The following is a 14,662-nucleotide window of genomic DNA, read 5'->3' on the forward strand; positions in this document are numbered from 1 at the left end:
ACCTCCTTAAATTATTAACATAGCATCACCAAAGCTAAAAAAGCGATACCTTAATCTAACAGCAATTTCGTAAGCATTGAGAACTTTTTCCCTGCCAGCAAAAGCAGAAACCAGCATAAGCAGGGTTGATTTTGGTAAGTGAAAATTAGTAATTAAACCGTCGATGATTTGAAAATTAAATCCTGGATATATAAAGAGGTCGGTATAACCCTTGGCAGGAGCTACCTGTCCTTTATCGGCAACGCTTTCTAACACCCTTACCACAGTAGTTCCAACAGCAATAACCCTTCTTCCCTCTCTTTTTGCTTTATTTACTTTTTCCGCGGCCTCGTTTTCAATTTCATAATACTCCTCGTGCATTTTGTGTTCTAAAATATTTTCCGTCTTTACCGGTTTAAAAGTACCCAGCCCCACATGAAGTAAAACCTCGGCAAACTCAACCCCGTAATCTTTTAGTTCGGAAATTAATTCCCGGGTAAAATGTAATCCTGCCGTAGGGGCAGCCGCCGACCCGGGTTCTTTAGCATAAATCGTTTGATAGCGCTCCGGGTCTTTTAATTTTTCTTTAATATAAGGCGGAAGGGGAGTTTGCCCCAACTGATTTAAAATTTCTTCAAATACTCCCTGAAAGCTAAATTTAATTATCCTTCCCACTTCCGTTTGGGCCACAATTTCTCCTTCTAAAACCCCGGGTGCAAAAATAAGCCTGGTGCCAACCCGGGCACGCCTTCCGGGCTTCACCAGGACCTCCCACTCCCTAAAGTTCATCCTTTTTACCAAGAGGATCTCCACTTCTCCTCCCTGCTCACGTACCCCAAAAAGTCTGGCAGGTATGACCCTCGTCTTATTTACTACTAACAAATCGCCGGGCACTAAATATTTCTTTAAATTTTTAAAAACATCATGGGTAATTTCACCGGTTTGGCGTTTTAAGACCAAAAGCCGCGATTCATCTCTTTTTTCCAGGGGAGTTTGGGCAATCAGTTCCTCTGGAAGGTAGTAATCAAAATCCTTAAGCTTCATCCTTCACCTCTAATATATTTTAGTTATTTTAACACCAGTATAATAATACTTGATTATCTCCCTGTAGTCAAAGGGAGGATGGTTTTTGGTCTGCTGCGCCATTGCCCAGGCTCCCCACTGGGACATACCAAGGCCGTGCCCCCAGCCCTGACCTATGAAAGTAAATTTTTGTGGTATTTCTTCAACAATATTATATCCAGCTCCGCCGTTTTCCATTGCAACTTCATCACTACCAATCACATTTAAATTCTCTTTATCCACCTCTTTTGTCTCTCCATCCCCGGTTATCACATATATCTTGGGTTGTTCGGTAGCATTCAGCGGGACAAACTTGGTTTCGTATTTCTTTTCAGAAACTTTAACGGTAAAGCGCGAGCTATTTAAACCGAGAGCTTTTCTGATGGCTCCATCATATTTTAATATTTTACTACCCTTTTCCCCTGTAACCGTTACTTCCATTGCCCGTCCGGTTGTTGCGGTTTTGGTTATTTTTACTTCTTTTACCTCTCCAACATCATATCCCGATTTTTTTAGCTGCTCCTGCAACTCAGAAGCCGTATATTCTTTTATCCATCGGATAACATTATAACTACTTGACCCGCGAGCTTTTAAAAGAAGAGCGGCTTCATCATCATAAATATCCTTTTTAGCTTTCAGGTACGGTAACTCCGTTGTACCGTAAATGGTACTATTGGATTCAATATATCCGCCGTTACTGGAATGAAACAAAGCAGTAATAACCTTTCCATTATAAGTTATCACTTCTCCGGCAGTTTGGTCAACCAGAGCATTTACCGAGCTAAATTCGGAGCTCAAGCCTCCGTAAACCTGGCTTCTTTGATCCGGGTACAAATCAAATTCTTTATCAGGATTTAAATGGCTATAGGCATAGGTTCTGGCTGCTAAAATCTGGGCTTTTATTGCATTTACCGGCCAGGAAGCAGAAACTTCATTGGGAACCACACCATAAAGGTATTTTTCTAAGGAAAGGCGATTAACTAACCTTATACCGGTAGCTTTTGGTATTATTATTAAATCACCGCGGTAACGTTCCAAGCGTTGAGGTAAGGTACGTTCCGGTGTTAAGTTAAAATTTTCTGTAGTATCACTATAAGCCTGAAAAATAACAGGATTTTTAGTAACTAAAAATGGTATCGGGTCATTGTCTTTGTAAAGCTCAAGCCAATATTCCGAAAGATTTGCTGCTATCTCAATGGTTTTTAGTTTAATTGTAAAAATAGTTTCATTGGGATCTTTATAAATTAAATCTTCCACGTTTTTTAAGATACTTCCGTCATAAATTTGATATTTACCGCTTAGCTTTACCTTTTGGCTCTCGGTCTTGGGTAGATCTTTCAGCAAAATTCGAACCTTTACCTGCTCTCCAGCCAGAGTCGGCATCACCCTTAGGAGAAGAGCCGCTACGATTAGCAGCAGTATCATTAATTTTTTCAGTGGTTTTTTCACTATTTTTGCCTCCTCCCCCGGTTAAAACCTTTTCCTGTTTTTTCCCTGATTCCTTTTTAATTTTATCATCTTTTGGATTTTCCCGAAAGTTTTTCCTGTTTTCCTTTGTTTTTATCTTCTCTTTCTTATTTACGTTTTCGACAGGTTTTTTATTTTTTCCAGAAATCGAAGGTTGAGGTTGGGGTTTGGGTTTTTGGTCTGGAAGATATTTTTGCAGTTTATGAACGTTAAATTTTTTTCCGGGTAATACCTCCAGCTTAATTTCTTCACTTGTTCCTAATTCCGAAGTAACTTTAGTAATTGCCTGTTCAACCTTTAATCCTTTTAATTCATCGCGGTATTTTTCAACCTCCGGAGAAAGAGGTAAAACTTTAATCACCTTATCCCGGTAATTTATGCCTATTTTTACTCCCCTGGTTCCACCGACGGTTAGATAGGCAACCACTTCCTTTTCCTTGGCATAGGTAAGGTAAACCGGGGCAAAAAATAACAATAAAGAAGCAACCAGGGCAACAATTTTAAGGCTAAAGCCCAAAGAATAAACTGTCCGTTCGGGAAATTCAACTTCATCCCCAACTTTATAACTTCCCGCTAATTTCACTTGCAAAAATCGGCCTTCAGACAAGATTAGATAAGAGTTTTCATTTACTTTTTCCACAATTACGCCCCGGCCCATTATTATTCACCTCCCCAGCCAAGGTAGGCCTGTAAACCGGTAAACCTTCCCCAGTAAATCAAGATAATGGCTACCAAGTATTTCCGATACTTTTCTATGGTCTTTTGCTTAATCTTAAAACGTTCGGAAATGCTTTGCAGGGGTAGCTTTTTAGTTCTGATAAGCTGTCGAACAAATTCTTCATCTTCCGCTATACCTTTAGCAAGCATTATTAATTTCTGCCGGCTATCATTATGCTTGGGCGAAACTTTAACCAATTCGGCAAAAGTTATATTAAATTGTTTTAAAAGCTTTTCATATTCAGCAATTTCCAGGCGTACATCCACTTCGTCAATTAAATTTCTTTGCGATAAAAAACTTTCATCCAGCGGCAAATTTTGCTGATAAGACTTATTTTGCCGGTAAAAATCAATTAATCTTCGTCTGATTATTTGAGCAGCAAATTTTTCAAATTCTACCCCTTTAGCGGAATTATAACTTTGTATAGCCTCACTTAAAGCCAGGAGGCCAATGCTGTATTCATCATCGGACTTAGTAATAAAACGTCCCGTCAATCGGGCCGCAATCCCAAAAATAAGACTTTCATGTTGGCGAATCATTTGCTCAAATATTTCGTCATTAATTGGATTGTTGGGCTGCATAATTAACCCCCAAAAATGTATTCGTTAAGCAATAAATTTTTCATGGGGTCTTACCGGCGAAAAAGTAAGTTAAGTATTAAAGTTAACAAAAGACTTAATAATATAGAACTAGCTAGTGGAAAAAAGAAAGTAAAATTTCCCTTCCGGATTAATATATCCCCAGGCAAACGCCCTAAGTGTAAAAATTTCTCTCCCATAAAAAAGAAAAAACCGGTGATAATTAAGATTATCCCGATTAACATTAGAAATTTTCCCATTTCTCCCATAGCTTACTTCCCTTCCTTATAGTATCTTTCCTTTTCACTAAAGATACAGCCGCAATACGGCTGCCTGTATAAATCGAGTTCTTTAGCTTTTTGATAAGCGGCCCGATAACCCGGACAAAAATCTTCATAAACGAAGTTTAAACCATATTTTTCTGCTAAGTTCAGTCCTATCTCCTTAATTAAGTCGTGTTTCTGATAGGGGCTAACCAAAAGGGTTGTGGAAACGTGATTAATTCCTAAGCTTTTGGCTTTTTGAAAGCTTTTTTCCAAACGTGTTTCATAACAAAATCCGCAGCGTACACCCGGATATTCCAGACTGCCTTTTAGAAACTCAGTGAGAGGATAATCGTTTTCATAGATAACTTCTAAGTTTATTAGAGCAGCGTACTGTTTTAAAGTTTCTCTTCGTCTTTTAAACTCCTGATAGGGGTGGATATTAGGATTATAAAAATACCCTGTTATGTTATATCCCATTTCTCTTAACCTTTCCACCGGGTAAATGCTGCATGGAGCACAGCAAATGTGCAGTAAAAGTTCCATGTTTTCACCTCTACCATAACGACAGTTCCCCAGCATTTTTGTTGTAAGCAATACCTAAGTGGTCATAGGCAAGTTTGGTTACCACACGCCCCCTTGGGGTTCTTTTTATGAACCCAATTTGGAGTAAAAATGGCTCATACACATCTTCTATGGTATCAACCTCTTCAGAAATGGCAGCGGCAATAGCCTCAATGCCCACCGGCCCCCCCTGGTATTTTTCAATCATTGTTTTTAAAATTAAACGATCGGTTGGATCTAAACCCAGCTCATCAATTTCCAATAAATCTAACGCTGCCTTAGCGTTCTCAAGATTTATTACCCCGCTGCTCCGAACTTCTGCATAATCCCTTACTCGTTTTAATAATCTATTAGCTATGCGCGGTGTACCCCGGGAACGTTTGGCAATTTCAAAACTACCTTCAGGGGTAATTTCGGTTTTTAATAATGCTGCCGACCGATTTATTATTAGCATTAATTCTTCCACCGAATAAAACTCCAAGCGGTGGACCATACCAAAACGGTCGCGCAGAGGCGAAGTTAAAAGCCCCGCCCGGGTAGTAGCCCCAATTAAGGTAAATTTAGGCAAACTCAGCCTCAAGCTTCTGGCCCCCGGACCTTTGCCTAACATAATATCAAGAGCAAAATCCTCCATAGCAGAATATAAAACTTCTTCTACAATCCTGGGAAGTCTATGAATTTCATCGATAAACAACACATCTTTTTCCCCAAGATTAGTTAAAATTGCGGCTAAATCCCCAGGGCGTTCAAGGGCTGGGCCGGACGTTATTTTAATATCTACTCCCAGTTCATTAGCAATAATGGTAGCGAGAGTAGTTTTACCCAGACCGGGAGGTCCAAACAAAAGAACATGGTCTAAGGCTTCATTTCGTTTTTTTGCTGCTTCAATAAAAATTGAAATTGTTTCTTTTACCTTCTGCTGTCCAATATATTCACTTAATCTTCGCGGTCTTAGGCTAAACTCATTTTCATCTTCCGTTAACTCATATCCCGAAACTAATCTTTCCTCCATATTTTTTCACCTTATTTCTATTTATTTGTTTAAAAACCTTAAAGCAAGGGCAATACCTTCCTCGGGAGTTTTAACGCTTTTTTTATCTATTTTACCTAAAATTTCCCGGGCTTCAGCAGCCGACAGTCCTAAACTCAAAAGTCCCTTGTACACATCTCCCCACAAATCCTGGAAATTTTCCACGCTCTCTTCATTGCTTGTAAAAGAAGTATAGCCAATTTTATCTTTCAATTCAAGAAAGAGTCTCTGAGCATTTTTTTTACCGACCCCCGGTACCTTTGTTAATGCTTTTTCATCTTTATTGGCAATAACCCAATTTAACTTTTCCGGAGTAAATTCATTTAATATTGCTAACGCAGCTTTGGGACCAATACCAGAAACGCTTAGCAACAAATCAAAAAACTTTCTTGTTTCTTCATCGCTAAAACCATATAAGAACCAACCGTCTTCCCTAACTTGAAGGGAAGTATACATTACTACTTCCGAATTTAAGTTAAGGCTTCCCAATTCCCGGGGAAGAACCGCTACCTTAAAACCAATTCCATTAACATCAACAACCACCGAGTCAAGAGTTTTATCCAGTACTTTTCCTTTTAAAACGGCTATCAAAGCAATCCCCCCATTTTTAGAAAACCTGCATAGGCAATAGCTAAAGCATCAGCCACATCATCGGGTTTGGGAGGAGTTTTAAGCCCCAAAAGCTTAGCTATCATATACTCAACCTGACTTTTAGGAGCATGCCCGTAACCGGTTACAATAGTTTTCACTTCGACCGGCTTAAGCTCTAAAACAGGAATATCATTTAAAGCCGATGCTAATAAAACAACTCCTCGGGCTTCGCCAACAGAAATTGCCGTTTTTACATTTTTGCTAAAGAACAATTCTTCAACCACCACTATTTCCGGTTTTTCTTGAATAAGTATTTCATTAAGCTTTTGAAAAATTATCTTCAATCTTTTCTCCTTGGCAATTGGGGGCGTGGTTATTGCTTGAAAATTTTTTACAATAAGTTTTCCATTTTTTTTCTCAAGTACACCAACTCCAACTATAGCCGTTCCCGGATCAATACCAATAATCTTCATTTTAACCTCCAAAAAGAGAAATAAGAGCCTTTGTACGGCTCTTTTTAGTCAACCAGTTCAAAGTTGGCATATACCTCTTGTACATCATCATGTTCTTCAAAAAGATCTAAAAGTTTTAAAAGCTTCTGAGCCTCTTCTCCAGAAACCGGTACTGTAGTTTTAGGAAGCATGGTAATTTCGGCAATACTTGTTTTGATGTTTGCATTATTTAAAGCATCCTTAACCTTTTCAAAAGCTTCAGGCGCAGTTATAACCTCAAACTGGTCTCCTTCATCCTTTAAATCTTCAGCGCCAGCATCCAAAACTAAAAGCAAAATCTCTTCTTCATTAATTCCCGGATTATCTTCTTTGGGTATGGTAATATACCCTTTTTCCTCAAATATCCACTGAACGCTCCCCGCTTCCCCCATACTGCCGCCGTGCTTGGAAAAAAGATGCCTGATTTCGCCGGCAGTACGGTTGCGGTTATCGGTCATTATTTTTAGAAGAATAGCAACACCCCCAGGACCGTATCCTTCGTAAAAAACTTCTTCGTAACTTTCCGCAGCTAACTCACCGGTTCCTTTCATTATTGCCCGCTGAATATTCTCGTTAGGGATATTTGCTTCCCTGGCTCGAGCAATAGCCGCCTTAAGCCTGGGATTGGCTTCCGGATCTCCTCCCCCAAGTCTTGCCGCTACCATTATCTCCCGGGCAAGCTTGGTAAAAACTTTACCCCGCAGGGAATCCATCTTTTCTTTTCTATGTTTAATATTTGCCCATTTGGAATGACCAGCCATATAAAACAACCTCCCCAAGATAATTACAGCATCGGAACCTCCGGTATTCTCTTTTTATGTTGAGATTTTCTCTGCATTCTTTTTACAAAATCCACTAACTCCGCCGAACCTTCACCGGTTAATAAATAATGATCAATGTCTTTGTAAGTAAAGCCCATTTCACCTTCATCGGTTTGGCCTTCCCACAAACCGGCAGAAGGAGCTTTAGTAATTATCTTTTCAGGAAGTCCGAGATAGCGGGCAAACTCCCAAACTTCGGTTTTGGTTAAATTACCGATAGGCAATAGGTCAACGCCGCCATCACCCCATTTTGTAAAATAACCGATTTCTAACTCTGTTCGATTTCCCGTCCCTGCAACCAAATAATTTAAATTTGCAGCCCAGTAATAAAGGGTTGTCATTCTAAGACGCGGTTTAATGTTGGCCAAGGCAAGCTTTTCCGGCTCGTGAGGTGTGGCATTCTTTAAGCTTGAAACCAGAGCTTGGTAAGGCTCATCTAAATTTACAACAATATATTTTAAATTTAAATGATTGGCTATCATTCGCGCATCCTCTTCATCCTCTGGATTACTAAAACAAGGCATAATAATCCCCAAGCTTTTTTCAGGAAAAGCCTTTTTGATTAAAGTAGCAACTACCGCAGAATCAACTCCACCGGACAATCCAACCAGTAGCCCGCTGGCATTGGCTTCCCTTGTTTTTTCTCTTAACCAATTTACTAATTTCTCAGTCTTTTCTTCCCAATTCACCCTCATCATCTCCTTAACAATGAAAATTCTGATAAAGCTAAATTAATAAAGTGATTTATAAGTGGGTGTTGTTTTTTTCTCTTTAAATATAGCAAAAATAAATCCCTTTGCAAAGCTAAGCCCTTAATCCTGTGAGTCGAAACTAACCCTAACTTGGTTGCATTTCTTACAGCAATTTCGGAGCAAAAAGCTCCCCCCAGTCCCCCCTCTACTGCCGTTAACACCGCTTGATTACTTCCCAGCTCCATAACAATCTTAAGTTTCTTTTCTGATATACCAAAATTTTTTAAGGCTTTTTCCAGGAACATACGGGTGCCCGAACCCTTTTCCCGCCAAATAAGCGGAATTTTTAGCAAATCGTCCGGTTCCAAAACTTCTTTTTGGGTGAGGGGGTGATTAGCCGGTAAGATAAACACTAACTCGTCTTTATAAAAAGGAACAAATTCCAAACGCGGGTTTTTTATTTCCGAACCTACCGCCCCAACATCATAGATACCATCCAAAATTTTAGCCACCACATCTCCCGTATCACTAATCTCAAGATTTACCTTTACCTGGGGGTAAGCCAAATTATATCTCCCCAAGAGCAAGGGCAAAAGATATTGCCCGGGGATATTACTTGCCCCGATATTTAAGATTCCCTTGGGATTTTCTTTGTTGCCGGAAATGTTTTGTTCTGCTTCCTCAAGAATCTTTAAAATTTCCTGAGCATATTTATACAAAAGAGCCCCATCATCGGTAAGTTTGATTCCTTTTACATTTCTTTCTAATAATATTGTATTAAAATACTCTTCCAGCGACTGCAAATGCTTGGTTATCGCTGGCTGCGTTAAGTTTAGCAGCTTTCCCGCTTTACTTAAACTTTTTTCATTTACTACAGTAATAAAGGTTTTAAAATACTCTACTTTCATAAAGCCCTCCGCTACTCCACAACGATATAAAAGGGATAATTTTTCTGCCCCCCATAAAACTTTTCTACATCACAAAAAGCATACTTCTCTTCCAGTAATGACACAAATTTTTCTGCTACATCTTCTAAAACTTCCTCTCCCGTAAAGACCGAAATTAAGCTGTTATCTTCATTAATTACCTTAGCAACTGCTTCCATTGAAGTTAAGAGCACATCTTTTCCTGCAGCAATAATATCACCGTTAAAAATCGCTATATAATCACCACTTTTTATTTCTAATTCACCAAACCTTACCTCTCTTACAGCTCTGGTAACTTCAATAACTTTTAAATTTTTTAAGTGTTCGTTTATTTTGGTAATTAATTCTTCGGGTTCGGCATTTTCATCAAAATATAAGGAAACCGCCACCGTTTGGGCCGGATTCTTTGTATTAACAATGGTAACACTTTTATTGGTAAGATTTTTAGCCTGTTCGGCAGCCAAGATAATGTTTTTATTGTTTGGAAATACTATTACTTTCGTTGCCGGAACACGATTAATTGCCTCCACAATAGCCGATACAGGAGGATTTGCCGTTTGTCCACCATCAACGATTTCATCTATACCCAGTTTTTGAAAAATTTCGCTAAATCCTTTACCCGGCGAAACCGCAACCATTCCCAGCTTTTTGGCAGGCTTTTGCTTTTCCTGACTTTGCTCCAACATATTATCAATTTTTATATTGTAAATTAAACCCCACCTTAACCCCAATTCTAAGGCTTCTCCGGGGTGATTAGTATGGATGTGAACTTTTACAACGTTTTCATCACCGGCAACGATTAAAGAACCTCCAATTTCCATTAATTCCTGCCGAATTTTCTCCAAGAATAATTTTTCCCCTTTGATAATAAACTCGGTACAGTAAATATAATCCATACCAACTTCATCTAACTCTTGTTCTTCCTTTTTTATGGAAAAATCTGCTTCCGGTAAATTTAAAGTAATACTTTCATCTTTTAACCCGGCTAAACAGCCTTGCAAAAATAAAACAAGCCCCATACCACCAGAATCAACAACCCCTGCTTTTTTTAAGGCAGGTAAAAGTTCAGGGGTTTTAGCTAAAGCCACTTCTCCGTAACGAATTGCTTCGTCAATTAATTCAATAATGTTAACTTTGTTACGAATGCTTTTCTTAAATCCCTTACCGATTTCCCTTAATACCGTAAGAATTGTTCCTTCCACCGGTTGCGCTACAGCCCGGTAGGCGTAAACCACTCCGTATTGAAAAGCTTTTGATAATTCCGAAACACCTGCCTCGCGCTTGTTTTTAAATCCCCGGGCAAATCCGCGCAAAACCTGGGACAAAATAACCCCCGAATTTCCCCGGGCCCCAAACAGAGCACCCTGCGCAGCAATATCAGCCACCTTGCCCAAATGTACATCCATCGCTTGAGATATTTTTTCCGCAGCTACCTTTAAAGTTGCCGCCATGTTTGTTCCGGTATCACCATCAGGAACAGGAAACACATTTAGCTGATTTAATTTCTCCTTGTTGCGCTCAAGATTCGCAGCAGCAGCAATAATCATCTTGGCATAATCAATACCATTAATTTTTTCCAACAATACCACTCCCTAATCCTTTGCTAAATATACCGTACCAAGAGCACCAGGTCCGATATGGCTTCCAATAACCGGTCCGGCAGAATATATCTCTATATCATTTCTCTGTAACTTTTCTGTCAATTTAGCTTGCATTTTCACCGCAGCATCCCGCGCATAAAATTCAACTACTCCAGCCCAAACCGCATCGTCAGGAATTAATTCGTATAATTTTTCAAAGGCTTTATTAAAAGTTCTTATTTTTTCCACAACCTCAATTGCCCCATCAACCATGGTCAAAACCGGTTTAATTTGCAAGATACTTCCAAAAAGAGCCGCAGCACCGCCAATCCGTCCGCCCCGATGCAAAAACTCCAAGCTATCGGGAACAAAATAAAGCTTCAATCTTGGAACCATACCAGTCAGTTCCTCAAAGATTTTTTTCGCAGGTTCACCCTCCCTGGCTTTCTGCACCGCATATTTTATCAAGTAAGTTTCAGCTCCTACAATTGCCTTGGAATCCAACACGTAAATTTTATCTTTTCCAACCTCATTTGCAGCCGTAAGGGCACTATTATACGTCCCGCTGAATTTTGAAGAAATAGTAATGCACACAATCTCGTACCCGAGACTTAACTTTTCTTCAAACACTTTTTTAAAAGCTGCGATAGGCGGTTGCGAAGTAGAAGGTCGTTCTTTGGTACTCATTAATATTTCATAAAATCTTTTGGTTTCGGCTAAATCGTCAACAAAATCATGTGGTCCAATATGCGCAGTAAGCGGAACTATTTCCAAGTATTCCTTATTACACCCCACGTAATCGGAAGTCAAATAGCCAATGGAATCTGCCACTATAAAAGTCTTAGACATTACGTTCCCCCATTTCACAATTATTCCAATTTTTTTAACAAAAATAAAAATTTTTTATACTACTTTAAGATTTTAATCAAAGAAATAATCAAATTCAACATTTTTCATAAATCGACAATAAAATACCCTTACCAAATCAACATACCTCTGGTATGATAAAAACGGAGGTGTTAATAAATGGTTAAACTGGTAAGAGAAGGGACAACCTTCGGTCAAAAAGATGTAATTGAGCTTTTGGTAGAGTTTTCCTCTTTTAAAGACCGGGTTAACAAAAAATTTAAAGAAATCGCCCGGGAGTTTGAAGGAAAAAGTAACGAACACGACCTATGGGTAAATCTTTATTTAATCGCTTCAGATTATGCCGAAGAAATGCAAAACCGTAAGGCCAAACAGGAAATGTTAAGCCAAAAAATAAGTTAAGAATTTTTAAGTACCAAAATTTCTTCTGGAGTTAATTCTCTATATTCCCCGGGGCTTAATTTATTATCTAAAATTAAGCCCCCAATCCTTATTCTTTTTAAGTAAACAACGGTCTTTCCCAAGGCTAAAAACATCCTTTTTACCTGATGATATTTTCCCTCGGTTATAACAATCGTTCCATGTTTATCTCCTACTTTACCGAGAAGTCGGGCAGGTTTGGTAAGGTAATTATCTTCCAGCCTGATACCGGTTTTTATTTTTGAAAAATCTTCCTCTTCTAAAGGTTTATCAAGCTCAAAATAATATTCTTTCTCAACCTCTTTTTTGGGAGACGTTAAATGATGCGCTAACTGCCCATCATCGGTCAAAATGAGCAAACCTTCGGTATCAATGTCAAGTCGGCCAACCGGAAATATTTTCCGATGAACCGGAACTAAATCAACAACGGTAGGATAACGCCGGTCAACGGTAGCGGAAACATACCCTTTGGGTTTGTTTAACATAAAATAAACAAAGGGTTTATATTTAACTTCTTCACCCTTAACAATTACCTTATCGGTATCCACATTCAAGTTATATCCCGGGTCCTTTACCACCACGCCATTTACTTCAACCTTTCGTGCCTTTAAGAGTTTTCTAACCTCTTTACGGGTACCAAAACCCATATGAGCTAAAAATTTATCAATCCGCATTTTCATCCTCCTTTGCTTCATCGGCATTAATCTTGGCATTTGCAAAAATCGCCCGGTATTTCTCCATTAAAAGCGGAACTTTCCTTATGTAATTTTGCGTTTCCGAAATATAAAGATAATTATTGTTATAAACGTTGCCAGGTCCAGCATTATAAGCCGCTAAAGCTAACTGCCAGTTACCAAACCGTTTGTATTGAATTGCTAAATACCTGGCACCGCCAATAATATTTTGCTCGGGATCGTAAGGATCTACCCCTAAACCCCGGGCCGTTTTGGGCATCAATTGCATGAGGCCAATTGCTCCCGCCGGACTTATTGCATTGGGATTTCCTCCGGACTCTTGCTCAATCACCGCGGCAATAAGCGCAGGATCTAAATTATAAAGTTCCGCCGCTTTAAAAATGTATTTTGACCAACGGAGAACCCTGTGCTTTTGGTCAATATACTCCATAAAATTCCTTGAACCCACAGCAACTTTTTGCCGGTCACCGGAAATATAAATGCGCATGGTCAAAAAGTCGGCAAAAGCCGTTAAGGCGTTTTTTAAATTGCTTTTAACAATAACCCCGGAAGAAAGGTCAAAATTACTTCGGTCTTTTCTGTTAAAATTCGTTAATTCATGTCCCAAAAAAGCAATGGTATCTTTTAAACCCTTCTTAAATTCATAATATTTTTCCTTTTTAAAGGAAAGAGTTGCTTTTTTGTCGAGTTTAAACTCTTTCGGGACAACACTGTAAGGGGGATTGTAGTTAGCTATTTTCATAATTAACATATCTTCAAGCTTTGCCGGTGTAAAATAAAGAAAAATTATTATTAAGAGTAATATAATACCCACTACCTTGGTTAACTCTAAAAAAATCCCTTTAACTTTCTTCCAAAGTCTATTAAACGGTCTACCCATCGGAAAATTTAAAACTGGTTTCAAACCCTTCTCCCCCAAAGCATCGGTTAGTTATGTTAATGTTCTACCTCTATTCCTTTATTTCCTGCAAAAAAAGGGGTGTAGTTTGCCACTACACCCTTAGTCTCCTTCACGAGAATACGGAATACCAACTGAAGCCGGTGGTTGAGCTTTTCTCACCACCCCTGCGAGAACTAACAGCGTTAACACATACGGTATCATTTTGATAAATTGATAGGGAACTACTTTACTTTGAACCACCCTCATACTAATGGCCTCGGCAAAACCAAAGAGGAAGGAAGCCCAAAATGAACCGTAAGGCATCCAGTTTCCAAAGATCATCGCTGCTAAAGCAATAAATCCCTTACCCTGGGTCATGCCTTCTACATACATATGGGTGTGTTCAATCGAGAGATAAGCACCAGCAAGTCCAGCAAAAGCCCCGCTAATTATTACCCCTAAATAACGATAGGGTATTACTTTAACACCAAGAGTATCCGCTGCTAAGGGATTTTCCCCGACAGCTTTTAAACGCAACCCAAAAACAGTTTTTTCCAATACCCAGTAAGTAACAAAAACAAGCAAAATCCCAAGAATAATTATCGGCGAAATATCCGTAGCAATTGGTTTTAAAACGCTGATATTCTTTAAAATCGGAATATCAATTTTCGGTAAACCATTAACACTGGGACTGGTAGTAGCCATGCCAAACAAAGCAATACTAAAAAATCTGGCCAAGCCGTAAGCCAGGATATTTATCGCCACTCCCGAGACGATTTGGTCGACCCGGTAAGTAACGGTAACCACCGCGTGAATCAATGCCACCAACATCCCCATGGCAATTGCCAGCAAAAATCCACCTACCGGACCATAATGCAGCGCACCGTAGGCTCCCCAAAAGGCTCCAGTCATCATCATACCTTCAAGGCCTATATTGGTAACACCACTGCGTTCTGAGTAAATCGCACCTAACGCGGTAATTAAAACAGGAATGGTCATGCGAAGAGCCGAGGCTAACATTTCCATAATATCGCCCAT

Annotated in this window: 17 protein-coding genes and 1 pseudogene; 1 reads left to right on the forward strand and 17 read right to left on the reverse strand. The window is 39.3% G+C overall.

Annotated features, from left to right (window positions below):
• Positions 1 to 6: 6 nt before the first annotated feature.
• The 14 genes from queA to CHY_RS07140 are packed head-to-tail and all read right to left on the reverse strand — an operon-like array spanning position 7 to position 11,611.
• On the reverse strand, positions 7 to 1,023 hold the full coding sequence (gene queA, locus CHY_RS07075) for a tRNA preQ1(34) S-adenosylmethionine ribosyltransferase-isomerase QueA (protein ID WP_011344423.1): 1,017 nt from the start codon (positions 1,021 to 1,023) through the stop codon (positions 7 to 9).
• Between the two features lie 9 nt (positions 1,024 to 1,032).
• The gene (locus CHY_RS07080) at positions 1,033 to 2,424 is read right to left on the reverse strand and encodes a SpoIID/LytB domain-containing protein (protein WP_338031311.1); all 1,392 of its coding nucleotides are present in this window, start codon (positions 2,422 to 2,424) and stop codon (positions 1,033 to 1,035) included.
• Positions 2,333 to 3,166: an anti-sigma factor domain-containing protein gene (locus CHY_RS13400; protein ID WP_011344425.1), complete on the reverse strand. Its 834-nt coding sequence runs from the start codon at positions 3,164 to 3,166 to the stop codon at positions 2,333 to 2,335. Before CHY_RS13400 ends, CHY_RS07080 begins: the two co-directional genes overlap by 92 nt.
• A 2-nt stretch (positions 3,167 to 3,168) precedes the next feature.
• A complete protein-coding gene (gene sigI, locus CHY_RS07090) occupies positions 3,169 to 3,807 on the reverse strand; it encodes an RNA polymerase sigma factor SigI (RefSeq protein ID WP_011344426.1) in 639 nt (212 codons plus the stop codon).
• Positions 3,808 to 3,857: 50 nt separating this feature from the next.
• Positions 3,858 to 4,073, reverse strand: a complete 216-nt coding sequence (locus CHY_RS07095; RefSeq protein WP_011344427.1) for a DUF2905 domain-containing protein — start codon at positions 4,071 to 4,073, stop codon at positions 3,858 to 3,860.
• Between the two features lie 3 nt (positions 4,074 to 4,076).
• Positions 4,077 to 4,613, reverse strand: a complete 537-nt coding sequence (locus CHY_RS07100) for an epoxyqueuosine reductase QueH (RefSeq protein ID WP_011344428.1) — start codon at positions 4,611 to 4,613, stop codon at positions 4,077 to 4,079.
• Between the two features lie 10 nt (positions 4,614 to 4,623).
• A complete protein-coding gene (ruvB, locus tag CHY_RS07105; RefSeq protein ID WP_011344429.1) occupies positions 4,624 to 5,643 on the reverse strand; it encodes a Holliday junction branch migration DNA helicase RuvB in 1,020 nt (339 codons plus the stop codon).
• A gap of 21 nt (positions 5,644 to 5,664) precedes the next feature.
• Complete coding sequence (gene ruvA, locus CHY_RS07110; RefSeq protein WP_011344430.1) at positions 5,665 to 6,252, reverse strand: Holliday junction branch migration protein RuvA; 588 nt, start codon at positions 6,250 to 6,252, stop codon at positions 5,665 to 5,667.
• Entirely contained in the window at positions 6,249 to 6,725 is a 477-nt protein-coding gene (gene ruvC, locus CHY_RS07115; RefSeq protein WP_011344431.1) for a crossover junction endodeoxyribonuclease RuvC, read from the reverse strand. Before ruvC ends, ruvA begins: the two co-directional genes overlap by 4 nt.
• A 44-nt stretch (positions 6,726 to 6,769) precedes the next feature.
• Complete coding sequence (locus tag CHY_RS07120; RefSeq protein WP_011344432.1) at positions 6,770 to 7,504, reverse strand: YebC/PmpR family DNA-binding transcriptional regulator; 735 nt, start codon at positions 7,502 to 7,504, stop codon at positions 6,770 to 6,772.
• Between the two features lie 23 nt (positions 7,505 to 7,527).
• Positions 7,528 to 8,259: an NAD+ synthase gene (locus tag CHY_RS07125; RefSeq protein ID WP_011344433.1), complete on the reverse strand. Its 732-nt coding sequence runs from the start codon at positions 8,257 to 8,259 to the stop codon at positions 7,528 to 7,530.
• Positions 8,259 to 9,164: a selenium metabolism-associated LysR family transcriptional regulator gene (locus CHY_RS07130; protein WP_011344434.1), complete on the reverse strand. Its 906-nt coding sequence runs from the start codon at positions 9,162 to 9,164 to the stop codon at positions 8,259 to 8,261. The genes CHY_RS07125 and CHY_RS07130 overlap by 1 nt, the downstream gene beginning before the upstream one ends.
• An 11-nt stretch (positions 9,165 to 9,175) precedes the next feature.
• Complete coding sequence (locus CHY_RS07135) at positions 9,176 to 10,762, reverse strand: DAK2 domain-containing protein (protein WP_049752088.1); 1,587 nt, start codon at positions 10,760 to 10,762, stop codon at positions 9,176 to 9,178.
• Between the two features lie 12 nt (positions 10,763 to 10,774).
• Complete coding sequence (locus CHY_RS07140) at positions 10,775 to 11,611, reverse strand: DegV family protein (protein WP_011344436.1); 837 nt, start codon at positions 11,609 to 11,611, stop codon at positions 10,775 to 10,777.
• A gap of 177 nt (positions 11,612 to 11,788) precedes the next feature.
• Between CHY_RS07140 and CHY_RS07145 the strand changes: the two genes are divergently transcribed.
• On the forward strand, positions 11,789 to 12,031 hold the full coding sequence (locus CHY_RS07145) for a hypothetical protein (RefSeq protein ID WP_011344437.1): 243 nt from the start codon (positions 11,789 to 11,791) through the stop codon (positions 12,029 to 12,031).
• Here the strand turns inward: CHY_RS07145 and CHY_RS07150 are convergent.
• The 3 genes and pseudogenes from CHY_RS07150 to CHY_RS07160 all read right to left on the reverse strand — a co-directional run bounded on the left by CHY_RS07150 (position 12,028) and on the right by CHY_RS07160 (position 14,662).
• A complete protein-coding gene (locus CHY_RS07150; RefSeq protein ID WP_011344438.1) occupies positions 12,028 to 12,723 on the reverse strand; it encodes a pseudouridine synthase in 696 nt (231 codons plus the stop codon). The genes CHY_RS07145 and CHY_RS07150 overlap by 4 nt on opposite strands.
• Positions 12,724 to 12,799: 76 nt before the next feature.
• A pseudogene (locus tag CHY_RS13565) lies at positions 12,800 to 13,141 on the reverse strand (lytic transglycosylase domain-containing protein); the annotation flags it as partial.
• A 603-nt stretch (positions 13,142 to 13,744) separates the two neighbouring features.
• A complete protein-coding gene (locus CHY_RS07160) occupies positions 13,745 to 14,662 on the reverse strand; it encodes an ABC transporter permease (protein ID WP_011344440.1) in 918 nt (305 codons plus the stop codon).

The sequence above is a fragment of the Carboxydothermus hydrogenoformans Z-2901 genome (genome assembly GCF_000012865.1).
Lineage (GTDB): Bacteria > Bacillota > Z-2901 > Carboxydothermales > Carboxydothermaceae > Carboxydothermus > Carboxydothermus hydrogenoformans.